Origin of the sequence: Halosimplex carlsbadense 2-9-1 (genome assembly GCF_000337455.1) — an archaeon.
Lineage (GTDB): Archaea > Halobacteriota > Halobacteria > Halobacteriales > Haloarculaceae > Halosimplex > Halosimplex carlsbadense.
This window is the reverse complement of record NZ_AOIU01000023.1, coordinates 140,243-163,038: the sequence shown is the minus strand read 5'-3', so window position 1 is coordinate 163,038 and position 22,796 is coordinate 140,243. Positions and strand designations below refer to the sequence as shown.

Sequence of the window (22,796 nt, the reverse complement as noted above, 5' to 3'; positions counted from 1 at the left end):
CACTCTAAAAGGATTCGAATCGGGGGCGCACCGCGAGCGACGCCGAGTCCGGCTGCGGATTCGGCGGTCACCCGCCGACCTGAACCTCTTCGAGGACCTCGGGCGTGTCGTTAGCGGGGTTGTTCACCGCCGTCGAGACGGGGTAAGCACGCATTGTCTCGGCGGGATAGGGGTCCAGCAGGGATTCGACCGCGTCCGGGTCACCGGTGAGCCACTGCTGTTCTTCTTCGGGGTCGAGGATCACGGCCATCCGGTGGTGGAGATCGGCGATCGTCTCGTTCGGTTCGGTGGTGATCACGGTGAACGTCTCGACCGGGTCGGGCTCGGCGTCGGGGTCGGAGTCGGCACCGAAGTCGCCCAGACCGGTCTGAGTCTGCTGGGGCGTCCAGCGCTCCCACAGCCCCGCCATCGCGAACAGTTCGTCGTCGCCGACGGTGACGCGATAGGGCTGTTTGCCGCTCTCTCCGCCGAGGTCGGTCCACTCGTAGAACCCGTCGGCGGGAACGAGACAGCGTCGGGAGTCGTACGCGTCGGCGAAACTGCGCTTCTTTCGCACTGTCTCCGCGCGTGCGTTTATGAACTCGAAGTCCGAGCGGTCGTCGGCCCACGAGGGGACCAGTCCCCACTCCATGCGCCGGATCGTCTCGGGCTCGTCGCCGGTGATCACGGGCAAGGCCTGGCTCGGCGCGGCGTTGTATCGGGGTTCGAATTCGGACTCGAAGGTCGCGTCGAATCGGTCCTCGATGTCGCCGGGCGGGGCGAAGAGGCTGTAGCGGCCACACATGATCCGGAGTACGGGCGCCAGGGTCAAAACGGCTCAGCTTTCGTCAGTCCTCGAACAGCGCGGCGGCGAGGATGTTGGCGTCGGCGACGACTTTGAACGCCGCGCCGACGACGCCGCCGAAGAAGAACGTCGCGCCGACGAGGACGATGACGAGGCCGATGATCTGGCGGACGATCTGCGCGAGCCCGCCGATGAAAGGCGGGTTCACGAACATCGAGAGGCCGATCGGGAGCAGGAGCGTCCCGACGAGATAGAGGATGATGAGCCGGCGCATCTCCGGGTGGAGCGCGTACGCCACCGCGGAGTCGAAGTCGACGGGCGAGCGCGCGAGCGTGTCTTCCGGTTCTGCCATGGTCGGTCGTCGAATGGCTACCGGATAGTTGTGGGGGCCTTCGAGCGAGCGATGGGAGGGGAGTTGTGTGCGGCTGGCGGCGGCGGTTACCGTGCTGTATGGGACGGTGTGGGGCGGAGCAGGCGGGGTAGGCGGGGTAGTGTTGAGCGATGGCCGAGAGGCCGTCTCGTCGGCCGACCCGGGGAAAGGCTGGTCTGCTCCGAGCATCCGGCGCCGGAGGCGCCGGTTCACCGCTCGCGCGGCGCGCGAGCGGCTTTTTCACCCATGTTTTTGATTCGGGGGTTCCCGCAGCGCCCGCAGGGCGCGAGGAAACCCCCGAACGAAAAAGATGGTTCTTAGATGGCGAGGAACTGCGTCACCAGCCACTTCGTCATGACACCGGTGATCGAGCCGATCCAGGTCAGGGCGACGAAGTGGACGTAGGTGTTGATCTTGTGGCCGCCGTCGACGGTGCGGACCATCAGCGCCGACAGCATGGCGCCGAACATGATGATGACGACCAGCAGAAACTCGATGAGCGGGATGTTGTAGGACGCGGTGTTGATGAGGGTGCTGGCGTCGAAACTGCTGGAGCTACTGTCGAGGTCGAGAGTCATCGAGGCGAGGATGTTGACGACCTGAAGGCCGATGAAGAAAGCGAACGTGGAGGCGGCGGTGATCCCGTAGAGCAGGCCGATCAGGGTGGTCGTGGCCTGGCTCCGGCGCTGGCGCAGTTGCTGGACCTCCATCATGTTCTCGGAGATGAGCTCGCCGAGCAGTTTTGGATCGCCGCCCATCTCGCGGCCGATGAGGTACATCTCGGAGAACTTCTGGATGAGCGAGGAGCGACACTCGGCGGTGAAGTGACGCCAGGCCTGGGTCGTCTCGATGCGCATGTTCAGCCGCTTGTAGAGGTTGTCCACGTCGTCGGTCAGCGGCCCGAAGTCCTTCTTCCGGAGCGATTCGAGCACCGTCGAGGTGGTCGACTGCTTGGCCCCCTCGGTGGCCCCGAGCGCGCGGATGAAGCTCGGGAACTCCCCGTCCCTGGCCTTGATCCTCTTCTCCTCGGCGCCGACGACGAGGCCGGGGATGAGCAGGGGAAGCGTCGGGATCGCGGCGTAAAACGGCAGCGGTAACGGGTCGAGGAAGAAGACCACGTCGTCCAGCGTGACCGGTGAGATCCCGAACATGCCGACCAGCGAGAAGGCCAGCAGGCCGCCCGAGAGCGCGGTGCCGGCGACCGTGGCGTTGCGTATCTTCGACTCGATGGGGGAGGGCTTGTCTTCGGGGTGGTACCACAGCGGGTCGTGGGGTGCCATCGAGCGGATAGCGAGGTAGAAGCCCGACTGGACGAACACGTAGAGGACGATGACGGCGCTGACGGTCACCGTCGGGTTCGTCCCGGTCAGCACCGGGAGGACGACGGCGAACACCAGCGCGAACGTCATCGAGAGGATCATCGACAGGTAGAGGTCCTTCATGACCTCCAGGTTGTCCAGCGTCCCCTGGTAGACGGTCTTGTAGTTGGCGATGATCTGGTCCTGTTCGGAGACGAGGTAGTCGTCCAGGGCCTGGCCGGCGCCGAGCGTGTAGCCCAGCCGGTCGAAGAAGTCCGAGACGGCGTCGCTGGGGACCTGCTTGGCGCGGCGACGGCATGCGTCGTCGAGGCTGAGGTTCCAGGTGTCGACGAGTTCGACGACGCGGCCGATCTCGGCGGCCATCTCGCCGTACTGGTCCTGTTTCGACAGCTGGCGGAACACCTCGATCCGGTCGATGTTCGTCGTCGCGAGCACCGTCATGTGGGTGACGACGAGGTGGAACTGGTTGTTGAGTTCGCTCTTGCGCTGGGAGAGCAGGATCTTCGGGTAGAAGACTGCCGACGCGAGCATCAGGAAGCCCAACAGCGGGATCGGCCCGCGGATCATCAGCGCGACGTCGAGGAAGACCGCGGCGGCGACGGTCCCGACGAAGAAGACCGCAGAGGGAACGAGGATGACGCCGAGATACCGGTTCATCGGCATCGGCATCTGCTCGTAGGCGTCGACGAGCCCGGCCAGCGCGGACGTGACCGTGATCTCGATAGTCCCAGCGGATTCGTCTGCCGACGCCATCACTCGGTCCTGTGGATGTCGAAGGGGAGGCCTTCCACGCCGTCGCGCTGGAAGTCCTCGATCAGCTCGTTGACCTCGTGATACCCCAGGATGCCCTCCTGAATGGCGCGCTCGATGACGCTCGCCCGGAAGTTGAGATCGTCGTAGATGTCTCGGGTGTCCTCGTAGCCCAGCAGGGTCGCGATCTGCTCTTCGAGGACGAACGAGTTGTTCATCCCCTGGAAGATGATCTCGTCCTCGACGGGGTCCCAGTAGAAGCTCTGGCGGGTGACGACCCCGTCCATCTCCTTGGAGTAGCCCTCGATCTCCTGGACCGAGGTCACGCGGCGCAGGACCTGGTCGCCCTGCTTGACGCGGTTCTGGAACAGCGCCACGTCGGCCACGTCCATGAACGTCTCCGGGACGTTGATCGGCTCGCCGGTGAAGCGCTGGATCATCGAGACGATGTCGCTCGCGTGGAAGGTCAGCATCACCGGGTGGCCGGTCTGGGCGGCCTGGAAGGCCATCCGACCCTCCTCGCCACGAACCTCACCGACGATGATGTAGTCGGGACGCGAACGGAGGGCGGCCGCGACGAGGTCGAACATGTCGACGCTGGATCCCTCGTCCTCGCCCTCCCGCGTCAGCAGTTTCTGCCAGGTGTCGTGGGGCGGCAGGACCTCGGCGGTGTCCTCCGCGGTGTAGATCTTCGCGTCACGGGGGATGAACGCCATGATGGAGTTCAGCGTCGTCGTCTTCCCCGAGGCCGTCTCTCCGACGACGAAGACGGTCTGTTCGTTCTCTAGACAGAGCCAGAGGTACGCAGCGAGTTGCGGCGAGAGCGTGCCCCACTTGGTGATCTGGAAGATCGACAGGGGCACGTCGTCGCCCTGACGGATAGTGAGCGAGGGGCCCTTGACCGACACGTCGTCGGAGTAGATGAGGTTCAGACGCGAGCCGTCCGGGAGCGTGGAGTCGACGATGGGGTCGCTGTCGGAGACGGGGTCGCCGATGCGCTCGCCCATGTTCTTGAGCCACTGGTCGTACTCCTCGGGCGTGCCGAAGTCCACGGTGGTCGAGAGCATGCCGTAGACCGAGTGGTCGACGTGACACTCGTGGGGGCCGATGACGTGGATGTCCTCGTTGGCCGGGTCGCGCATGACCGGTTCGAGCGGGCCGAGCCCGACGATATCGCGGTTGAGCCGGTAGAGGATGTTCTCGTAGGTGGACTCGGTGACCTCGACTTTGCCGAGGTTCGAGAGCTTGTTGAACCGCGAGAGGACGCCGTTCTCGTCGCTGGCGCCGCTCTTGACCGCCGTCGACTCCTGCAGCAGTTCCTCGATTCGGTCGTCGTACTCGGTGTCGCTGGTGGGGGCGGGCTTGTTGACGGACTTCTGGAGGAGCTTGTTCCGGACCTGCTCGAAGACGACCGACTCCTCGTCGTCGAGCTCCGGCTCGATGGCGTAGTACTTCATGTCCTGGCCGATGTCGCCGTAGATGTGACAGAAGATCGGCCCGCCGACGGGGTAGAGGACGTTCGGCCGGTGTGACTCGTAGTCGTCGTCGGCCTCCTCGATGAACGTGGGGAACTCCCCGGTGATCTGCTTGAACTTCTTCAGGTGGTCCATCAGGTGCGGACGGCGCGAGGCCACCTGTCTCAGTTGGTCCGAGGGTTTGGGTCGTCCGTGGTCTGTCATGGCTGTGCTGGTCTCCTGAGTGGTGCGGTCACGCGACGCTGCGCGATTCGATCACGATGCCGGTGCCCGAGCGGACCGAGTACCCGATGGTGTCGCCGACCTGCTCGCCCATGCCGGCGAAGCGGAGGACGCTGATCTGGCGGCGCACGTCGTTGCCAACCTCGATCATCTCCAGTTCGAGGAACACGTCGGCGATCGCCCGGAAGGGGCCGATCGCCTCCTCGTCCAGCGTCGACGGGTCGACGGTCAGCATGATGACTTTCCCCTGGGAGATGATGTCCCTGAAAAAGGATATGATCTCCAGGGCCGCCTGCCGCTCGTCGTTCTGGCGGACCAGCGCCTCGAACTTGGGGTCGTTCCGGAGGATGGCGTCGAAGGTGTCGATGACGATGACTTCCGAGTCCCACATCACTTCCGCCTCCATCAGCCGTTTGAGTAGCTCCTTTCGGTCGCCCTCCTCGTCCTGGCCGGAGAAGGTGTTGCCGTCGCCGATGTCGGCGTGGAGGAACAGCATGTTCTCGTCGAGGAGGTGCTCGACCATTCCGTAGTCCAGCGAGTGCATCTGGTCGAGGAAGCTCCCCACCGTGAGTTCGGTCGAGAGCATCGTCACCGAGTGGCCCTCCTCGCAGAGGCCGTAGGAGATCCGCTGGCTGATGGCGGACTTGCCGGCGCCGTAGTCGCCTTCGACGAGGACGATGCTTCCGGGGGGGATCCCCCCGCCCAGTTCCTTGTTGATCCGGTCGCGCTCCTTGCAGCCGAGCGAGAGTAGATCTGTAGTTGCGATGCTCATGTGCGGAACTCGAACACCTCCTCGTCGCCGTTGACGACCACCTTCAGGCGGTGGTCCTCGTTCGTCGCCAGCGGGGCGTCCGAGCGGTCGATCTGGAGTCGGACGACCTCCGCCGACCGCCAGCTCGACGCGCCGCCCACCAGGCTCACCGAGACGTCCGTCTCGTATCGCCCGTCGACGAACACGTCGACGGTGTCGCTTCGCGCCGGCAACGTCTCCGAACCCGTGTTCTTCACGTAGATCGTGACCACCTCCGAGGTGCCGTCGTACACCGTACTCGAGCCGCTGTCGCTGATGATCTCGACATCGGTTCCGATGTCCTCGCTGAGCCGGAGCCCCTGGTCCTGCAGGGCGCCCCCGAGTCTGTCGACGCTCTCGGTCAGGATGCCCGCCACGCTGGCGGCGACGAGCATCGACGCGATGAACAGTATCAGATGCGACGCGGAGACGCTAGCCACGCAGTCCCACCTCCGGCAGTCCGCCGATCCCGTCGGCGCCGGACGGGACCAGGCGGGGCGTCCCGAGTGCGGCGGGCGTCGCGGTGACGGTGGTCGTGACCGGACTGGAGGCGGCGACGCCCAGGCCGGTGACGAGTTTGACCTGCTGGGGGTCCGAGACGGTCACGTTCGTCGAGAGCTCCTCGCCGGGGAGCCAGAGGTCAGTCTCCAGCGCGGTCCCGTCGATGGTCGCTCGGTCCTGCCACCCGGCCCGGTACTCGTTGTCCACCAGCAGGTCCGTGTCGTCGAGCGACAGCGACGTGGACCCGGTGTTGGTCACGTTGATCTGGAGGGTCTCGTTGACGGCGTCGTAGGTCACCGACTCGACCGCGACGGCGGTGTTGCGCTGTTCAAGCGTCTCGTCGACGCGGTCGCTCTGCGCTTCGGTGACGCGTTCGAACCCGTTCGAGGCGGCGGTGTGCCACACCCCGAACGCCAGCAGCGCCCCGACGAAGATGATGGCGAACGAGCCGCTAACGCTGAAGCCCATCGGCACCACCTCCCCGAGATCCCGCGAGTTTCGAGAGCGCGACGGTCTCGGCGGCGTCGCCGTCGAGCTGGCTGATGTATCGCAGGCTCTGGGTGTGGTGGTCGATCGTCAGTCCGCCCTCGCCACCCGAGCCGTCGAACCCGCGCAGGTACGCCTGCAGGTCCTCCGCGACCGGCTCGGCCACCCAGTCGATCCGCTCGTAGTAGTCGATGGCCCGCGCCGTCTCGCGGACGCCAACCCGGTCGACGAGGTACTCCAGCCACTCGACGATCACGAGTTCGCTCGCCAACCCCTCCGGCATCGTCGCCAGGTACGGCTTACCGTCGGAGTCGGCCTCGTCGGCCGGAGCGCCGGCCGCCTGAGCGGCCGCGTCGGTCGCCCCGCCGCCGGGGTCGGTCGCCGGTTCAGGCTCGGGCTCCGGGTCCGGCTCCGGTTCCGGTTCGGGCTCCGGCTCCGGTTCGGCCGCCGCCTCGGTGTCGGACCCAGACTCCGGTTCCGCAGTCACGTCCGGGTCGTGTTCGGGGTCGGCGGCCGCCTCGGCTTCGTCGTCGAGTCCGTCCATCCCGTCGTCGATGACCTCGTCGAAGAGGTCGTCGTCGGCCATATCACCGTCGGCCGTATCGCCGTCGGGTTCGCCGGTGTCGTCGAGGAGGTCGTCGGCGTCGCCCAGGCCTTCTTCCAGCGAGTCCTCGCTGGAGTCGTCGTCCTCGGGCTCGCCTTCCAGCTCCTCGGCCCACTCTGCGTCGCCGGACTCGTACTCGTCTTTCAGTTCCGCGAAGGACTTGCCGCCCTCCCCGTCGGATGTCTCGCTCATATCGTCTTCCTCTCCGTCGTCGTCCGCGTCGTCGAAGTCGCCGTCCAGGTCGTCCATTCCGCCGAACTCGTCGTCGTCCAGCGCGTCGTCGTCGAACGTCCCGCCGTCGTCCTCGAAGCCGCCGAGGTCGTCATCGCCGCCCATCACGTCGTCGACGCTGCCCTCGGGCGAACCGTCGTCCTCGACGAGGTCCTCGTCGAAGAAGCCCTCGGCGTCGGCGTCGGCGATCTCCTCGTCCAGGTCCTCCTCGTCGCCGCCGTCGTCGCCGTCGTCGAACAGGCCGAAGCTCCCGCCGCCGCCGGCTCCGCCCATTCCGCCGGGCTCCATGTCGTCGGCGAAGGGGTTGACGCCGCGGGTGACCATCTCGTAGATATCGAGCAGCTTCCGGACGTTCTCCTCGACATCGTCGACGGTCTCGGCGATCTGCTCGTTCTCGTTTCGGACGGTGTTGACCGTCGAGGAGAGGCTCCCGACCTCGGTCTCCAGCTCGTCGAGACGGTGTTCGAGTTCGTCCGTGTCCGAACCGCCGCCGTCGTCCATGTCGCCGAACTCGTCGTCGCCGAACTCCCCGAAGTCGTCGCCGTCGTCGTCGAGACCACCGAAGCCGCCGAGCTCATCGTCGTCACCGTCCTCGGCCATCAACCCACCGTCGGCCATGCTCTCGTCGTCCTCGTCGCTCCCGTCGTCGTCACCGAAGATGTCGATCATCTGCCGGATGCTCATCCCGAGAACGCCGCTGGTCAACACGACCAACAGCGCTGGGAGCGCGTCCGACGCGCCCGGCGCGACCGGGCCGAGCGACTGAGCGACGGGACTCATTACGTCGGTAAGTCCGCTCTAACACCCTTCAATGTATCGTTTCTGGTATCATTACTGATAATAGACGCGTTAATTCGAGGCTACCAGCGTTGAACTAACGGCGAGCGAGCGGAAAGAAACGTCGGACGTAAATTTCGCGGCGAGGACGGAGAAAGAAGCGGGCTTCCAGGGGCTTCGACCGCGCACCCGTCGGACGCGCGTCGGACGGAATTGACCGAACCCCGACATTCATAGCGTGAGTGGGTCGCGGTTCGCACTTTTGACGACGAGTTCGCCGCTGGTCGCTTTGAGGCGCAGCGACCGGCCGTGGTCGCCGCCCACGTCTTCGCCGACGATGGGGATGTCGAACTCGGCGAGGGTCCGTCGCCCCATCTCGACGTTCCGCACGCCGATCCCCGAGCCGTTCTCGGAGAAGTCGAGCATGTCGCTGCCGCCGGCGATCTTCGCCTCCATGCGCTCGCGGTCGGCGCCCCGCCGTTCCATGTCGGCGACGAGGGCGCGGATCCCGGAGTCGGCGAACTTCGCGTCGTTGTCGCCCTCCATCTCGTCGATCGAGGGGAGCATGACGTGGACGAGGCCGGCGACCGCTGTCGACCGGTCGTACACGGCCACGCCCAGACACGACCCGAGCCCGCTCGTCGTGAGCAGGGCGTCCTCGTCCGCGACTTTCGATTCGGCGATCCCGACTTTCACCCGTTCGGGCTGGGTCGCGGGCTCGCTCTCGGCCGTCGTCCCGTCGTATACTTTCATGTGTCAGAAGATCGTTTCCACGTCGGCTTCGGTCTCGTCCGCCCGTTCGACGAGTAACTCGTCGAGCGCCTGGCGTAATTCGGTTTCGTTCGGGAGGGCGTGGATCTCGGCCCCGAAGGCGATATCGTCGGTGCGCATCTCCGAATCGATGATGAAGGCGTGTTCCTGATGCTGGCCGACCTGCGCGGCCAGCGGGTCGACGACCGCCCGGCCCATGTCGTGGACCAGCCGCGGCGGCGTGTGTTCGACGGAGGTCTGGAGCACGTTCGCCCAGCCGTCGACGAACCCCGAGGTCATGATGTTACCCAGCTCCTCGATGGCGGCCTTGTGCTGGTCGGTCAGCTCGTCGGCGTCCATCTCGACCGGCATCATCGCCTCGGCGATGTGGACCGCCGACGCCTCGTCGAACAACACGAGGAGGAAGCCGCTGGGAATACCCGTGAACTCGACGACGGTCCCGACGTAGGTGTCGGTCCCGACCTGCTTGGGTACGTCCTCGATCGGCGCGAAGCTGAGCCGAGTGACCTCCGCCTCGGTCTCGATCCCGGTCATCATCTCGACGTTGGCGGCGGCCTGCTGGGTACCGTCCTTGGTCATCTCGTTGAAGACCTCGAGCTTGTCGATGGGGATGGCGTCGTCCTCGGTGTCGCCGGTCTTGGCCATCACGTCCGCGAGCGGGTCGTACTCGGGGAACATGTAGATGTAGAAGCTCACCGACTCGCCGACCCACTCGATCTCGCTCTTGAAGACGAACACCTGGTCGCGCTCCGCGTCTTCCGGGGGATCCGGGAGCATCGCCGACCCGTCGCCCGCCACGTACTCCGGCGGGGAGTGTTCGATGGTCGTCTCCAGGAAGTCCGCCCAGCCGTCGATGAACCCGCTCATCATGATGTTGCCGATCTCCTCGACGCTGGAGCGGGCCATCGCCTCGTCGTCGGACCCGCCGGGCACCAGCGACTCGACGATGGTCTCGCTACCGGCCTGGTCGAACACGAGGACCGTGTCGCCGGCCAGTTCCCCGTCGAAGGCGAACTGGACGCCGACGTACTCGCCGTCGGCCAGCTGTTCGCCCACGTCCGCGCGGTCGACCAGCGTGATCTTCGTCACGTCGACGACGGCGTCCAGACCGGTCATCTGGCACAGCGACTGGGTCGCCTGCTCGGCACCCTCGTGAGCCAGGCGGTTGAACGTCCCGAGCGACTGGACGTCGACCTTCATGACGGGACGACGTCCTCGATCGCTTCCATGACGCTCGGTTTCTGGAACGGCTTCGTGATGTAGCCGTCCGCGCCGGCCCTGACCGCTTCTTTCATCTTCTCTTCCTGGCCGACGCTCGTACACATGATGACGTTCGCCTCCGGATTGGAGGTCTTGATCTCGTCGGTCGCCTCGATCCCGTCGCGGATGGGCATCACGATGTCCATCATCACCAGGTCCGGATTCGCTTCCTTGTACGTTTCGACCGCCTCGACGCCGTTCTCGACCTCACCCACGATGTTGTGATCCTCCTCGAGGATCTCGCGTAGCAGGTTTCGCATGAACTCCGAGTCGTCGGCTATCAATACGTCTGACATGGGCCTATCACCTCTGTCGTACTGCGAAAACCCAGATAAAGCCTTCCCGTAAATTATCGGGATTGATAGCACCCGCGAGGGGCGTCGGGTTTCAGGGGAGCGGTTCGACCCCGAACGTGAAACGGCTCAGAGCCGGAACCCGTCCTCGTCGCCGACGGCGGCGATGAGCTCGGCGATCGAGTCGTCGGGCGAGAGGTCGGTCGATTCCAGCAGCCGCTGGAGGCTCGCGGGCGGGTACCGGACCGGGACGTTCGCCTCCATCAGCATGATGCCCAGCACCTCCTCGACGGGGGTCCTTCCGTCGATCTGCTGGGCGTACCACAGCACGAGGCTCTCGAAGATCGTCACCACGTCGTTCGAGACCATCTGTCGCTGCCGGGTCGCCCCGTCGAACGTCGCCGTGATGTCGAAGCCGTAGCGCGACCCCGAGTCGTCGAACTGGGTCGCGAGGAACTCGTGGACCGCCTCTTCGGTCAGCTCCGGTGGCTCGGGTTCGGGCTCCGAAGCGGGCTCCGGTGGCAGTTCCGTGCCCGCTCCGCTGCCCCCGGAATCGACGGCCGCCACGTCGTCGATCGGGTCGCTCGGCGAGACGACGTAGCGGCCGTCGTCGATCTCCGCGACGTGCTCGTCCTGGCTGATGTCGAGCTCGTCGGGCGAGAGGATCCCCCCCTCGTCGGTGTCACCGCGGTCGTCCGAACGGCGTGCCATACCCTCCCTTGACCATGGGGACTGATAATTCCGTCGCCGCGTCTGACGGCCGCAACACGCTGGATCCGTCCGCGCGGATTCCGGTCCGTGACCGACAGTCGGTCACTCGCGATACTCACCGACGACCCGGTACCCCACCGCCGCGAACCCGACCAGCGCGAGGGCGAGCCCCCCGACCGCGAGTTCGACGCGGTCGACCGGCCCGCCGAGCCCCGGCGGCGCCTCGTCGACGACTTCGAGCGTCACCGGCTCCGAGGTGTCGAACCGCACGCGCGTCTCGGGGTCGAGCAGCTGGATCTGGAAGGCGTGGGTCCCGTTGGTGGTCGCGTTCAGCGGCTGGGAGAGCTGCACCGACTCCCCGGGTTCCAGCGCCGGCTGCCCGATCTGATAGATCCCGGTCTCGTTGGCCGACTGGGCGACCGACAGCATGACCGACGGCGACGCCGTCTCGTTGCCGACGTTCTCGATCGTCGCCGTGATCTCCCCCTGCTCGCCGTCGACGAGCACCGGGTCCGATAGCGACACGTCCTGCACGCAGACCTGTCGACCTTCGACGGCGCGACAGTCCTCCTGGGCCGCCGCCGGACCGACCGGGGCGACCGCCAGTAGCGCGAGGACCGCCGTCGCGACGACGAGCGCCGTCTCTGGTCCGTTTCGACTCGGCATGTCTCCGAGAAATTCGGACGGCGACTAAAGGGTTCCTCCCGGAGTATCAATCGAGAGAGCGCGAGGGGATCGGCGAAGGCGATACTCGCACTGAGGCGGACCGGGGTCGTGGGCGAGGTCGACTGTCGTGCCCGTGTCGTCCGAGCCAGTGACCGTCGGCAGAATATAAGAACCGGGGACTCGATCCAACGGTATGGGACAGTCCGACGACCGACTACCCAATGGGGTGGACATCGACGGATTGCGGGACCACCTCGGGGAGACGCCGGTCCGGTTCGCGCTTCTGTTCGGGTCGCACGCTCGCGGAACGGCGACGCCAAGTCGGATGTCGATATCGCGCTCTCGTTTCCGGACGAGATGGGCGACCGGGAACGGTTCCGGTGCCGGAACCGGATCGACGCGGAGCTACAGACGTACGTGGACGGATTCGCCGACGTGAGCGACATCGATTCGCTCCCGACGTACGTCGCGTACGCGGCGCTCCGGGACGGCCGTATCTTGGTCGGTGACGAACGGACAGTCGAAGAGCGTCGACAGCGACTGCGAGCGGAGTACGAGCGGACCGAGCCCGACCGGGAACGCGAGCGCCGCGAGTTCATCGACCGACTGGCCCGCGGGGAGACGTAGATGGTCGACGAGGCCGTCGTCGTCGACAAACTGCGGCAGGTTCACGAGTAAACCGAGGACTTGAGAGAGATGCGCGACGTTCCAAAAGAGGAGTACGTCGACGACACGGTCACCTAGCGAGCAGTGGAACGGACTCTCATGAACGTGATCCAGTCGTGTGTCGATCTCGCTCAGCACGTTCGCGCGAGCGAGGGGCTCTCCCCGAGCGGGATGTCGAAAGAAGAGATCGAAGCGCTCGCGAACGCGGGAATCATCTCGGAAGAGACCGAGGACAGGATAGCGGAGGCCGTCGGGTTTCGAAACGTCCTGGCTCACCGGTACGGCGATATCGACCACGATGTCGTCTACGGTGTTCTCCAAGAGAACCTGCACTGGTTCGATCGGTTCCAGCGGGAAGTCGCGCAGTGGTTCTGACGAGTAGCGTAGGCCGAATACTCGCGAGCACTCGTCTCATCTCAGTCCAGAAATTGTCCAGTTAGCGTCGCCACTCGGCGGTCAAGCGCGTCGAAGAAATCGGAGCCGCAGAGAGTCAGAGAAGAGAGAGGGGAGCCGCTACGTTATATCGAGACGGCTTCCTTGTTCGCCAGCGAGTCGGGCACGCGGAGCAGCACGGTCTTCGTGGCGCCCGAGGGCGTGGTGATCGACAGTTCGGCCGTTGCGCCCGCGCCCAGCGTGCCGGGGTCGACCATGATGGTGAAGCGGTCGCCAGATGAGAGGACCGGCAGCGTGTCGTCCTCGTCCTGGACCGCTTTGAGGACGAACTCGGAGTCCTCGGCCGGCGTCTCGCTGTCGGAGTACGTCAGGTCGTGGCTGCCGTCAGGTGCGATGAAGCTGATCGTCGTCTGGCTCATGTCGATGTCGTCGGCACCCGGCGACTGGGTGACGATGACCTCGATGTTACCGACCTTGGGATCGATGCCCGCGTCGTTGGCATCAACCAGTGAGAGCGTGTCTGCGAGGTCCCCGGTGCTGAGCTGGACGTCAGTCCCGTCGTTACTGAGAACAACGTCCTCGGTGAACGACACGAGTTCACTACTACCACGGTCGACTTCCAGCGTCTGCCCGTCAGGACCGGTCAGTCGGTAGGTGTTATCCGAGAGGTCGCTATCGTCTTCGAGGACCTCAACGCCGATGTCCACTTCGCTGCTGTCGACGTCAACGGTAATACTGTCGCCCGTGCCGTCCGAGATGTCGACGGTCGACGCCTGTGCCGAAAGGCTGAATTCGCCCTCGTCGAGGATGTCGATCGAACTCGTCCCGTCGTCGTAGGTCAGCTGCGAGACCTTCAGCTCGATGGTCTCGGTGTCGAGCGTGGAGGCGATGCTGACAGTCGACGTGGACCCGAGGCCGTCAGGCAGTGCAAGGTTGAACCCGTCGGAACCAGCGGTCAGCTCTTCGCCAGTACCGATGTTAACGACGAACGAAGCGTCACCGTTCGCTTCTTCGACACCGTAGGCGCTCTCGTTGATCGGGTTGAAAACCAGATCCTTCGACTCGCCGCTAGTGAAGGAGATCTGGTTGTCAGTAGTACCACTGCTGTCACCGAGAGTGTTCGCTGCAGACGCAGTTTCGGTCACAGTCACAGTGGTCTCCCCAAGGAAGTTCTCGGTTGTACCACCACTGCTTCCCTGAAAGGTCACGAGCAGACCAGTATCCTCAGCGGACGATGCACCAGCCGTGATCTGCCCCGTGGTCCCGATGACCTGCAGCTGGTTGGTGACTTGCTGGCTACTCTCCTCGCCGGTCTGCTCCGCACTGGACTGCAGGAAGCCGGCGGTGTTGATCAGGACACCGGCCGCGATGGCGGCGACCAGGACCATCGCGATGAACACGATGAGGGTCCCGATCCCGACCTGCCCGCGGTCGGTCGGCCGTTCCGTCGTTGTATTGTCGAACATGGGTTTGTATCCGCCCGAGCGTACTGCGCGACTCGGACTTACCCGAAACGTTCACTTCGCCCGTATTAAGGGTATCCTACCGAATATCGTTCTTGAAAACGGTAATCTCCAGCCGAAATCGCGGTTTCACTGTCGAAAATGGGCAGTATAAACTTTAACGCACCAATTCAAGAACGGCTCGAAATACGAGACCTCGTAACGATAACTGAAAGAGGTCGGCCGCTACCGGGCCGACTGCTCACTCGTAGATGACGAGACTGTACATGACGAAGAGGAACCCGAATGTCGTCAGGCCGCTGTTGACCAGCAACAGCGACCGGGTGCCGGTAAAGCCCGTGAGGAAGGCGCTGATCATCGTCGACGCGGCGCCGGCCACCGCCAGCGAGAACCCCAGCGAGAGGTGCAACATCGCCTGTCGTGATGTCTTCACGTACGCGCGCATGGCCATCCCGACCATCGTCAGCCCGGCGACGACGAACACGACCGTCGAGACGGCGTAGAGGATCTCTATCACTGAAACCACGTTGTATCGGCCTTCTCGATACCCCGTATTAAATCCACTCTCGAAAATATCTCCCGTGATAATCACCGATTAAAACGGCGATTCAGCCTCTGAAGTGCTATATTCGTCGCGACACCGGCGCTCCCCGCCGGGGTTCGACGTTGGAGGAGGAACGGAACTGGGGGATGGAGCTGTCGCGCCCGTGCGCCCACGCGCGAGTCAGCTTTCAGAGAGTGTCCGCCAGGCTTCGTCGAGCTTGTTCGTGACCTCTGTCCGTTCCTCGACTTCGACTGTCAACGACTCCTCGAAGTCGATGTGGACCTGGTCGACGTTTCGCCGATACACCTTGATACGCCGGCGATCGTCCGAGAGGATGTTGTCGTGGAGCTCGAGCAGGTTGTGCTCGGTCAACTCGTCGATCCGGCGATAACAGGTGGCGATCGGGATCCCGAGTTCGTCACTCAGTTCCTGGGCCGACTGGGGCTCGTCGGTCGCGTCCAGGATCTCTGCGCTGTATTTGTTCCCCAGTGTCTGAAGGATCTCGGCTGAAGCCATCCGTTATCAAAAGGTATATTCACCGCAGTATAAATCTACCGCTGCCGGTACTGACTGGCTACCGGGACGGCGTCGGAATCGAGAACCGGAGTCGATCACCGCCGAGACAGTTCGAAACTGCCGTTTTTCGAAGTAATAACGGGTTACAATCGTGAGAACGGGGGTCGACTACAGCGGGTTGTCGTCTTCGCTCATCATCGAGAACGCGCTGGCGTTCTGATGGACGCGGATGCCGCCCTGGGAGATCTCCATGGGGAAGATGTCGGTCTCGATGTCCTGCTTGCGCATCTTCGCCACCCAGACGTACCGGTTGACGCCGGACTCGGTCGGCGTCTGGATCAGGTAGATGTTCCCGTCGGTGAGGTAGTTCTCCAGCCCGATCTCCGTCTCGGGGAACACGGCGCCCTGCTCGTTGGTCATCAGCGTCGTCAGGTCGTTCTCGCTGAGGATGTCCGTGAACTTCAGCAGGTAGGTCCGTTTCTCCTGTTCGTTCTCGAAAAAGAGCTCGAACATCGCCAGCGAGTCGAGGACGACCCGGTCGTAGTCGTTGTCCTCGAAGTCGTCCAGCAGGAGTTCGAGCGACGAGGAGAAGTCGTTCTCCCGCAGCAGGACCTTCTTGTCGTAGACTTTGATATCGCCGTTGTCGACGTACTCGCCCCATTTGTCGAAGCCGATCGATTCGGCCGCCTCACGCAGGTCCTCTTCGTCTTCCTCGAAGGTCAGGTAGATGCCCTTCTCGTCGAACTGCTCGACGCCGTTGTAGATGAACTGCAGACAGAGGATGCTCTTGCCCGCCCCGGGATTCCCGCTCACCAGGGTAGTCGAATTTTTCACAATACCACCGTTCAGGATCTCGTCCAACCCGTCGATGCCGGTTTTCGTTAGTTCGATCATGTCTTCCGTGGATCCTCGCGGAGTTCGGCTGGTGGAGCATCCGGTGGCTGTGGTAAAAAGTCTTGTTCATGCGATCACTTCGCGACCGCGGGCACGCGGGGGATTCAGCGGCGTCGGTACTGTCCGCTTACCGGTCCATCGACGCGGTGGAGCCGTCAGCCCGAGTGGACCGCCTTCGGGTCGACCCAGATGACGAACCCGTCGTCCCGTTTGACGACGCCGTGGATGGCGTCTTTGTCCCGCGAGGGGGAGTCGTCCACGTCCGAGCCGTCGACGTGGACGACCTGGTACACCTCGTCGACCAGCCAGCCGGCGGCGCCCTGGTCGTCGACGATCGCCGGATCGAAGACGATGATCCGACGCTCGGCGCCGTCGCCGTCGATGCCGAAGACGACCTTCGGGTCGACGATCGATGTCGTGCGCCCGCGCAAGTCCATCACGCCCCGGACGTGGGGCGGCGAGTTGGGAACGGTCGTCACCTCGCCGGTGTCGACGATCTCGGTGACGTAGTCGATGCTCACGCAGTAGGTCTCCTCGCCCAGCGAGAACTCCAGGACCTGTCCGTCCGTCGCCGTCGGCGCCGCGTTCTGAGTGCCTGATGCCATTGGTAGCCGTTGTCTCAAAGGGCCCGCGACGGCGTCTTAAGCGTGTCTCCCGGGTTATCAACGCTGATTCCGCGGGCGGAGTCTTTATGCCGGCGCTACCGCCACACGTGAGTAGGTATGGTGCCGGCTCCGGCTGGGTTCCGGCGACACCGCTCGGGCGCGGCCCGAGCCGTCACCGGGGGTCCGATATGGCGATAGGCTCGACGCCGCGAGCAGTCGTCGCCGACGATTCGCACTTCATGCGGAGCGTCATCTCCGACATCCTGGAGGAGGGCGGCATCGACGTGGTGGCCGTGGCCAAGAACGGCCAGGAAGCCGTCGACGCGGTCGCCGAGACCGACCCCGACGTGGTGACCATGGACGTCGAGATGCCGAAGATGAACGGTATCGAGGCGACCGACCGGATCATGTCGACCCGGCCGACCCCGATCCTGATGCTGTCCGCCCACACCGACGAGAACGCCGACGTGACCTTCCAGGCCCTGGAGAAGGGCGCCGTCGACTTCTTCCGCAAGCCCGGCGGCGAGGTGTCGATGGAGATGTCCCGCATGCAGGACCAGCTCGTCGACATCGTCGAGTCGGTCGCGGCCGTCGACCCGACCGACTCCTCGGACGTGGCCTCGGCGCGGACCGCCGGGTCCGGGGTCGACCTCGGCGGCGTCGGGACGAGCGAGACGACCGGCGCGGAGACGACCGACCCGGCCGGAGGAGCCGCGGCGACGGAGTACGTCGACGACCCGACGGTCGTCATCGGCTCCTCAACCGGCGGCCCGACCGTCGTCGAACAGGTCCTCTCGGACCTGCCGCTGGCGGCGGACCTGCGAGTGCTGGTCGTCCAGCACATGCCCAGCGGGTTCACCGACCGCTTCGCAGAGCGACTGGACGCTCGCAGTGAGTACAGCGTTCGCGAGGCGGAAGACGGCGACCGGATCGGCGGCGGCGAGGCGCTCATCGCCGCGGGCGACTACCACATGGAAGTGACGGGCTACCGGCGCGGTCGCCTGCGGGTGGGGCTCACGCAGGACCCCCCGGTCAACAACGTCAGGCCCGCGGTCGACGTGACGATGGAGACGGCCGCCGAGCGGGTCACGGACCCCCTGGCAGGCGTCATCCTGACCGGGATGGGCGAGGACGGCGCACGCGGCGTACGCGCCATCCACGAGGCCGGCGGCTACACGGTCGCACAGGACGAGGCCACGTCGGCGGTCTTCGGGATGCCCAAGCGAGCCATCGAGACCGGCTGCGTCGACGGCGTGGCGCCGGTCAACGACGTTGCGGCGGCGATACTCGACGCATTCGAGGTGACCTAAATGGACGATCAGTATCTTGACGCGTTTATCCGCGAGAGTGAGGAAGCGATCACCGACCTGAACAACTCGTTGCTGGACCTGGAGGCCGACCCGGACGACCAGGCCGCGATGGACCAGATCTTCCGGACGGCCCACACGCTGAAGGGTAACTTCGGCGCGATGGGATTCGAGGACGCCAGCGACCTGGCACACGCGATCGAGGACCTACTCGACGCGATGCGCCAGGACGAGATGGCGGTCACCCCCGAACGGATGGACCTGATCTTCGCCGGCGTGGACACGATCGAGGTCATCGTCCGGGAGATCGAGTCCGAGGGCGAATCGACCACCGACACCGCCGAGACGGTCGCGCAGCTCCGGGCCGTCCTCGAGGAGAGCGACTTCGACTCCGAGTCCGGCGGGGCGCCCGACCCGGCCGCTCTCGGGAGTTCCGACAGCGCCGTGGACGGGGACGACGGCGCCGCCGCGGACGGGGACGACGCCCCACCTGTCGAGAACTTCGACGTGTCGGCCGACGACGCCGAGGGGCGCGTCGTCCGCGCGGACGTGTCGGTCGGCGAGGGCGACATGCTCGGCGTCGACGCGATGCTCGCGCTGGACCGGATCACGGCCACCTTCGACCTGCTCGACGCCGACCCCGGCCGCGAAGCCGTCGAGAGCGGCGAGTTCGAGGACACCTTCGCGCTCGCGCTCGACGCGCCCGACGCCGACGCCGCCGCGGCGGAACTCGACGCCATCGGCGCCGTCGAAGACGCCGACGTGGTCGACGTGACCGACGCGCTGGCCGGCGCAGACGATGGCGGCGCAGACGAGAGCGACGCGGGCGACGCGGACGGGGCCGGTGACGGCGGGGGACCGGACCCCGCCGGCGACGCCACGCCGGCGGCCGCAGGCGACGACGACGGCGCACACGTCGACGAGATCAAATCCGTGCGCGTCGACGTCGACCAGCTGGACGATCTGCACGGACTGGTCGAGCAGCTGGTGACCAGCCGCATCAAGCTCCGCCGGGCCGTCGAGACCGACGACCTCGCGGGCGCCTCGGAGAATTTGAACGAACTGGACAAGATCACGGCCAACCTCCAGAACACGGTGATGGACATGCGGCTCATCCCGCTGAAGAAGGTCGTCGGCAAGTTCCCGCGGATGGTCCGGGACCTCTCGCGCGAGCTCGACAAGGACGTGGAGTTCACCATCGAGGGCGAGGACATCGAGCTCGACAGGACGATCCTCACCGAGATCTCGGACCCGCTGATGCACATCATACGCAACGCGCTCGACCACGGGATCGAGGCGCCCGCCGAGCGCGAGGCGGCCGGGAAGGACCCGACCGGACAGGTCGAACTGCGCGCCTCCCGCGAGCGGGACCACGTCATCATCGAGGTCGAAGACGACGGCGCCGGCCTCGACGTCGAGGGCATCGAGCGCAAGGCCATCGAGAAGGGCGTGCGCTCGTCCGACGAGATCGAGGCCATGAGCGACTCGGCGATCTATGACCTGGTCTTCCACCCCGGCTTCTCGACGGCCGACGAGGTGACCGACACCAGCGGCCGCGGCGTCGGCATGGACGTGGTCCACGACACCGTCACCCAGCTCGACGGCTCGGTCAGCGTCGACTCGGAGCCCGGTGAGGGGACGACCGTCTCCTTGCGCCTCCCGGTGACGATGGCCATCGTCAAGGTGCTGTTCGTCGAGGTCGGCGACGAGGAGTACGGCGTCCCGCTGAAGAACGTGGACGAGATCACCCGTACCTCCGCCGTCAAGCAGATCAACGGCAACGACGTGATCAAACACAACGACGACATCTACCCCGTCGTCGACCTCGCCGAGCGCTTCGACGTGCCCGGCACGCACGCCGCCGCCGACGCCGAGGGGGCCGAGACGGCCGCCACCGACGGCGGCGAACCGGCGGACGGCGACGCCGCTGGCGCGGTCGCGAGTGCAGGCAGCGACGGCGCGACGGGCGCCGTAGACGCGGCCGGCGCCGGCGGCGACGAGGGGATGCTCGTCCGGATCCGCGAGTCCGAGCGCCAGGTGGCGCTGCGTTGCGACCAGGTGAACAGCCAGGAGGAGGTCGTCGTCAAGCCGCTGGAGGGGATCCTCAGCGGGACGCCCGGCCTCAGCGGGACCGCCGTCCTCGGCGACGGGAACATCGTCCACATCCTCGACGTGGTGACGCTTTGATGGCACTGGGGCGAGAACCGGCCGACGTGACCGAACGCACGGGGGACGCCCGAAGGGCGCGCGCGAGTGCGCTGGGGCCGACCGACCGCGAGAGACGACCGACTGGCGGGGACGGGAGAGGACGATGAGACAGGAACGCGGCCCCGAGTTCGACGAACTGCTGAGCTACATCGAACGCGAGCTGGACTTCGAGTCGGGCTTCTACAACGACGCCTACCTCGACCGACGGATCAACGCCCGGATGCGCCGCACCGACACGGACGACTACCGGGCCTACCAGCGACGGCTCGAAGCCCAGGCGGACGAGCGCGAGGCGCTGCTCGACTCGCTGTCGATCAACGTCACCGGCTTCTTCCGCAACCCCGAGGCCTGGGAGTCGCTGCGGGGCGTCCTCCGGGAGCTGACCGCCGAACAGCGGCGCGTCTCGGTCTGGAGCGCCCCCTGCGCGGACGGCCGCGAGCCGTACTCGATCGCCATGCTCGCGCTCGACGACGACGAGATCGACGCCCGCCGCGTCGAGATCCTCGGCACCGACATCAACCGCGACATCCTCCGGACGGCCCGCGCCGGTCGCTACGAGACCTCTCAGACGACGGACATCGAGGCGGAGCTCGAACCGCTCTCGGCCACCGAACCGTACGTCGACCGCGAAGGCGACGTGTTCACCGTCACCGACCGCGTGTCCGACCTCGTCGACTTCGAGCGCCACGACCTCATCCGCGGGCCGGAGAAACGGGACTTCGACCTCGTGTGCTGTCGGAACCTCCTCATATACATCGACGCCGACTACAAGGTCCCCATCTTCGAGACGATCACCGGGTCGCTGACCGAGGCGGGCTACCTGATGATCGGCATGACCGAGACCCTGCCCACGGAGTTTCGCGACCGCTACGACCCGGTCGAGAAGAGACACCGCATCTACAGACGCGCCTGATGTCACTCTACCAGCTCGAACGCGACGGCGACGTACAGGAACTGATCGGCGTGATGCGTCGCAGCGACAAGCCGGAGCTGCGCGCCCGCGCCGCCGAACTGCTCGGCAACTTCGACGAACACGACGACCGCGCGGACGTGATAACCGCCCTCGTGAGCGTCGCGAGCGACGACGACAGCGCCGCGGTGACCGCCGCCGCAGTCGACTCGCTCGACCAGCTGGGCGGCGACGCCATCGAGCAACTCATCGCCGAGATGGCGGGTGTCGACATGGGCGAAGGGGCCGACTGGATGAAGGCCCAGGCGTTCGCGAAGGCGCTGGACGCCGGCGTGCCGGAACTCCGGATGGCCGCCGCCAACGGCCTGGGCGCCCTCGAAGAGACCGACGCCGTCCCGAAACTCGCCGAGCGATTCGACGACCCCGATCCCAGAGTGCGGGCCCGCGCCGCCCGCGCCTGCGGGCAGATCGCCGACTCGCGAGCGACGGGCGGGCTGGAAGGGCTGCTGACGGACGCGAACCCGAAGGTCCGTCGCGAGGCCGCCGAAGCGCTGGGGTCGATCGGCAACCGACAGGCGCTGTCGGCGCTGCTCCCCCTCTACGAGGACGGCGACGAGCGAGTGCGACGGGTGGCCGTCGGCGCGTTCGGCAACTTCCCGAACGCCCAGCCCGTCGAGTATCTGGTCGCCTCGCTGGCCGACGACTCCCCGACGGTGCGCCGGACGGCCGTCTACTCGCTTGTCGAACTGCTCGCGAACGTGCCCACCCAGCAGAGCCACGAGATCCGCGAGACCGTCGTCGAGCAGCTGAGCGAGACCGACGACCGCAACGTCGTCGTCCCCCTCGTGGAGATACTGGAGGAGAGCCAGCAGGCGGCCCAACAGCGCAACACCGCGTGGCTACTGGGCCGCGTCACCGAGGCCGAGGAGCGCGACCGTGTCGTCGACGCGCTCGTCGACGCGCTGTCGGCCGACGACCAGATGACGGGGCAGTTCGCGGCGACCAGTCTCGCCGAACTCGGCGGCGACGCCGTCGAGGACCGCCTGCTCGCCCTCGTCGACGACACGGACGCCCCGACCGACGCGCGCGCCCAGGCCGTGTTCACCCTCGGCAAGGTCGGCGGCGAGCGCGCCCGCCAGCGCATCGACGCCTTGCTGGACGAAACCGAGTCCGAGAAGATCCGGAAACGAGCCTTCTCGGCCATCTCGAAGCTCGGTGGTCGGGGATGACCGGGGCGGGCCCGCGGACCGGCGCCGGGCGAACGGCCGGAGCGGACGGGC

The 22,796-nt window shown here is 65.8% G+C and carries 24 protein-coding genes and 1 pseudogene; 6 read left to right on the top strand and 19 right to left on the bottom strand.

Annotation, left to right across the window (positions count from 1 at the left end; genetic code table 11):
• Positions 1–67: 67 nt before the first annotated feature.
• The 13 genes from C475_RS09780 to C475_RS09720 all read right to left on the bottom strand — a co-directional run bounded on the left by C475_RS09780 (position 68) and on the right by C475_RS09720 (position 12,010).
• Positions 68–784 (bottom strand): SOS response-associated peptidase, encoded by a 717-nt coding sequence (locus C475_RS09780; RefSeq protein WP_006883660.1) that lies wholly within the window; start codon positions 782–784, stop codon positions 68–70.
• Between the two features lie 43 nt (positions 785–827).
• Positions 828–1,136 carry a hypothetical protein gene (locus tag C475_RS09775; RefSeq protein ID WP_006883659.1) on the bottom strand — a complete coding sequence of 103 codons (309 nt, stop codon included), beginning with the start codon at positions 1,134–1,136 and terminating at the stop codon, positions 828–830.
• A 335-nt stretch (positions 1,137–1,471) separates the two neighbouring features.
• Positions 1,472–3,226, bottom strand: a complete 1,755-nt coding sequence (flaJ, locus tag C475_RS09770) for an archaellar assembly protein FlaJ (protein ID WP_006883658.1) — start codon at positions 3,224–3,226, stop codon at positions 1,472–1,474.
• Positions 3,226–4,902, bottom strand: coding sequence for a type II/IV secretion system ATPase subunit (locus tag C475_RS09765; RefSeq protein ID WP_049930395.1), 1,677 nt, complete (start codon positions 4,900–4,902; stop codon positions 3,226–3,228). Before C475_RS09765 ends, flaJ begins: the two co-directional genes overlap by 1 nt.
• A gap of 28 nt (positions 4,903–4,930) precedes the next feature.
• Positions 4,931–5,692 carry an ATPase domain-containing protein gene (locus C475_RS09760; protein WP_006883656.1) on the bottom strand — a complete coding sequence of 254 codons (762 nt, stop codon included), beginning with the start codon at positions 5,690–5,692 and terminating at the stop codon, positions 4,931–4,933.
• Positions 5,689–6,150, bottom strand: a complete 462-nt coding sequence (locus C475_RS09755) for a CARDB domain-containing protein (RefSeq protein WP_006883655.1) — start codon at positions 6,148–6,150, stop codon at positions 5,689–5,691. Before C475_RS09755 ends, C475_RS09760 begins: the two co-directional genes overlap by 4 nt.
• The gene (locus tag C475_RS09750) at positions 6,143–6,679 is read right to left on the bottom strand and encodes a flagellin (RefSeq protein WP_049930393.1); all 537 of its coding nucleotides are present in this window, start codon (positions 6,677–6,679) and stop codon (positions 6,143–6,145) included. Before C475_RS09750 ends, C475_RS09755 begins: the two co-directional genes overlap by 8 nt.
• Positions 6,663–8,312, bottom strand: a complete 1,650-nt coding sequence (locus C475_RS09745; protein WP_006883653.1) for a FlaD/FlaE family flagellar protein — start codon at positions 8,310–8,312, stop codon at positions 6,663–6,665. The genes C475_RS09750 and C475_RS09745 overlap by 17 nt, the downstream gene beginning before the upstream one ends.
• 228 nt (positions 8,313–8,540) lie before the next feature.
• Positions 8,541–9,062 (bottom strand): chemotaxis protein CheD, encoded by a 522-nt coding sequence (locus C475_RS09740; protein ID WP_006883652.1) that lies wholly within the window; start codon positions 9,060–9,062, stop codon positions 8,541–8,543.
• 3 nt (positions 9,063–9,065) lie between these two features.
• A complete protein-coding gene (locus C475_RS09735; protein WP_006883651.1) occupies positions 9,066–10,280 on the bottom strand; it encodes a chemotaxis protein CheC in 1,215 nt (404 codons plus the stop codon).
• Positions 10,277–10,636: a chemotaxis protein CheY gene (gene cheY, locus C475_RS09730; protein ID WP_006883650.1), complete on the bottom strand. Its 360-nt coding sequence runs from the start codon at positions 10,634–10,636 to the stop codon at positions 10,277–10,279. Before cheY ends, C475_RS09735 begins: the two co-directional genes overlap by 4 nt.
• 126 nt (positions 10,637–10,762) lie before the next feature.
• Positions 10,763–11,344, bottom strand: coding sequence for a DUF7500 family protein (locus C475_RS09725; protein ID WP_006883649.1), 582 nt, complete (start codon positions 11,342–11,344; stop codon positions 10,763–10,765).
• Positions 11,345–11,446: 102 nt separating this feature from the next.
• Positions 11,447–12,010, bottom strand: coding sequence for a CARDB domain-containing protein (locus C475_RS09720; protein WP_006883648.1), 564 nt, complete (start codon positions 12,008–12,010; stop codon positions 11,447–11,449).
• Between the two features lie 357 nt (positions 12,011–12,367).
• Between C475_RS09720 and C475_RS24625 the strand changes: the two genes are divergently transcribed.
• Positions 12,368–12,637, top strand: coding sequence for a hypothetical protein (locus C475_RS24625; protein WP_006883647.1), 270 nt, complete (start codon positions 12,368–12,370; stop codon positions 12,635–12,637).
• 123 nt (positions 12,638–12,760) lie between these two features.
• Positions 12,761–13,051, top strand: coding sequence for a type VII toxin-antitoxin system HepT family RNase toxin (gene hepT / locus C475_RS09710; protein ID WP_006883646.1), 291 nt, complete (start codon positions 12,761–12,763; stop codon positions 13,049–13,051).
• Positions 13,052–13,194: 143 nt separating this feature from the next.
• Here hepT and C475_RS25245 read toward each other — a convergent pair whose 3' ends face one another.
• From C475_RS25245 to C475_RS09685, 6 genes and pseudogenes are all read right to left on the bottom strand, one after another.
• The gene (locus C475_RS25245; RefSeq protein WP_394295278.1) at positions 13,195–14,106 is read right to left on the bottom strand and encodes a hypothetical protein; all 912 of its coding nucleotides are present in this window, start codon (positions 14,104–14,106) and stop codon (positions 13,195–13,197) included.
• A gap of 69 nt (positions 14,107–14,175) precedes the next feature.
• Positions 14,176–14,535 (bottom strand): annotated as a pseudogene (locus C475_RS25320) (archaellin/type IV pilin N-terminal domain-containing protein); the annotation flags it as partial.
• A 238-nt stretch (positions 14,536–14,773) separates the two neighbouring features.
• Positions 14,774–15,049: a DUF7521 family protein gene (locus C475_RS09700; RefSeq protein ID WP_006883644.1), complete on the bottom strand. Its 276-nt coding sequence runs from the start codon at positions 15,047–15,049 to the stop codon at positions 14,774–14,776.
• Positions 15,050–15,256: 207 nt separating this feature from the next.
• Positions 15,257–15,592 carry an ArsR/SmtB family transcription factor gene (locus C475_RS09695; protein ID WP_006883643.1) on the bottom strand — a complete coding sequence of 112 codons (336 nt, stop codon included), beginning with the start codon at positions 15,590–15,592 and terminating at the stop codon, positions 15,257–15,259.
• Positions 15,593–15,760: 168 nt separating this feature from the next.
• Positions 15,761–16,486 carry an RAD55 family ATPase gene (locus C475_RS09690; RefSeq protein WP_006883642.1) on the bottom strand — a complete coding sequence of 242 codons (726 nt, stop codon included), beginning with the start codon at positions 16,484–16,486 and terminating at the stop codon, positions 15,761–15,763.
• A gap of 155 nt (positions 16,487–16,641) precedes the next feature.
• Positions 16,642–17,091, bottom strand: coding sequence for a chemotaxis protein CheW (locus C475_RS09685; RefSeq protein WP_006883641.1), 450 nt, complete (start codon positions 17,089–17,091; stop codon positions 16,642–16,644).
• A 194-nt stretch (positions 17,092–17,285) separates the two neighbouring features.
• Between C475_RS09685 and cheB the strand changes: the two genes are divergently transcribed.
• The 4 genes from cheB to C475_RS09665 all read left to right on the top strand — a co-directional run bounded on the left by cheB (position 17,286) and on the right by C475_RS09665 (position 22,745).
• Entirely contained in the window at positions 17,286–18,401 is a 1,116-nt protein-coding gene (cheB, locus tag C475_RS09680; RefSeq protein ID WP_394295277.1) for a chemotaxis-specific protein-glutamate methyltransferase CheB, read from the top strand.
• Complete coding sequence (locus tag C475_RS09675) at positions 18,402–20,585, top strand: chemotaxis protein CheA (RefSeq protein WP_006883639.1); 2,184 nt, start codon at positions 18,402–18,404, stop codon at positions 20,583–20,585.
• Positions 20,586–20,709: 124 nt separating this feature from the next.
• Positions 20,710–21,519: a CheR family methyltransferase gene (locus tag C475_RS09670; protein ID WP_006883638.1), complete on the top strand. Its 810-nt coding sequence runs from the start codon at positions 20,710–20,712 to the stop codon at positions 21,517–21,519.
• Complete coding sequence (locus tag C475_RS09665) at positions 21,519–22,745, top strand: HEAT repeat domain-containing protein (RefSeq protein ID WP_006883637.1); 1,227 nt, start codon at positions 21,519–21,521, stop codon at positions 22,743–22,745. Before C475_RS09670 ends, C475_RS09665 begins: the two co-directional genes overlap by 1 nt.
• The last annotated feature ends 51 nt before the right edge of the window (positions 22,746–22,796 follow it).

Excerpts from the sequence above, each read along its gene's own strand:
- C475_RS09780 (WP_006883660.1), bottom strand. The coding sequence starts at position 784 with ATGTGTGGCCGCTACAGCCTCTTCGCCCCGCCCGGCGACATCGAGGAC.
- C475_RS09775 (WP_006883659.1), bottom strand. The coding sequence starts at position 1,136 with ATGGCAGAACCGGAAGACACGCTCGCGCGCTCGCCCGTCGACTTCGAC.
- flaJ (WP_006883658.1), bottom strand. The coding sequence starts at position 3,226 with ATGGCGTCGGCAGACGAATCCGCTGGGACTATCGAGATCACGGTCACG.
- C475_RS09765 (WP_049930395.1), bottom strand. The coding sequence starts at position 4,902 with ATGACAGACCACGGACGACCCAAACCCTCGGACCAACTGAGACAGGTG.
- C475_RS09760 (WP_006883656.1), bottom strand. The coding sequence starts at position 5,692 with ATGAGCATCGCAACTACAGATCTACTCTCGCTCGGCTGCAAGGAGCGC.
- C475_RS09750 (WP_049930393.1), bottom strand. The coding sequence starts at position 6,679 with ATGGGCTTCAGCGTTAGCGGCTCGTTCGCCATCATCTTCGTCGGGGCG.
- C475_RS09745 (WP_006883653.1), bottom strand. The coding sequence starts at position 8,312 with ATGAGTCCCGTCGCTCAGTCGCTCGGCCCGGTCGCGCCGGGCGCGTCG.
- C475_RS09740 (WP_006883652.1), bottom strand. The coding sequence starts at position 9,062 with ATGAAAGTATACGACGGGACGACGGCCGAGAGCGAGCCCGCGACCCAG.
- C475_RS09735 (WP_006883651.1), bottom strand. The coding sequence starts at position 10,280 with ATGAAGGTCGACGTCCAGTCGCTCGGGACGTTCAACCGCCTGGCTCAC.
- cheY (WP_006883650.1), bottom strand. The coding sequence starts at position 10,636 with ATGTCAGACGTATTGATAGCCGACGACTCGGAGTTCATGCGAAACCTG.
- C475_RS09725 (WP_006883649.1), bottom strand. The coding sequence starts at position 11,344 with ATGGCACGCCGTTCGGACGACCGCGGTGACACCGACGAGGGGGGGATC.
- C475_RS09720 (WP_006883648.1), bottom strand. The coding sequence starts at position 12,010 with ATGCCGAGTCGAAACGGACCAGAGACGGCGCTCGTCGTCGCGACGGCG.
- C475_RS24625 (WP_006883647.1), top strand. The coding sequence starts at position 12,368 with ATGGGCGACCGGGAACGGTTCCGGTGCCGGAACCGGATCGACGCGGAG.
- C475_RS09695 (WP_006883643.1), bottom strand. The coding sequence starts at position 15,592 with ATGGCTTCAGCCGAGATCCTTCAGACACTGGGGAACAAATACAGCGCA.
- C475_RS09690 (WP_006883642.1), bottom strand. The coding sequence starts at position 16,486 with ATGATCGAACTAACGAAAACCGGCATCGACGGGTTGGACGAGATCCTG.
- C475_RS09685 (WP_006883641.1), bottom strand. The coding sequence starts at position 17,091 with ATGGCATCAGGCACTCAGAACGCGGCGCCGACGGCGACGGACGGACAG.
- C475_RS09675 (WP_006883639.1), top strand. The coding sequence starts at position 18,402 with ATGGACGATCAGTATCTTGACGCGTTTATCCGCGAGAGTGAGGAAGCG.
- C475_RS09670 (WP_006883638.1), top strand. The coding sequence starts at position 20,710 with ATGAGACAGGAACGCGGCCCCGAGTTCGACGAACTGCTGAGCTACATC.
- C475_RS09665 (WP_006883637.1), top strand. The coding sequence starts at position 21,519 with ATGTCACTCTACCAGCTCGAACGCGACGGCGACGTACAGGAACTGATC.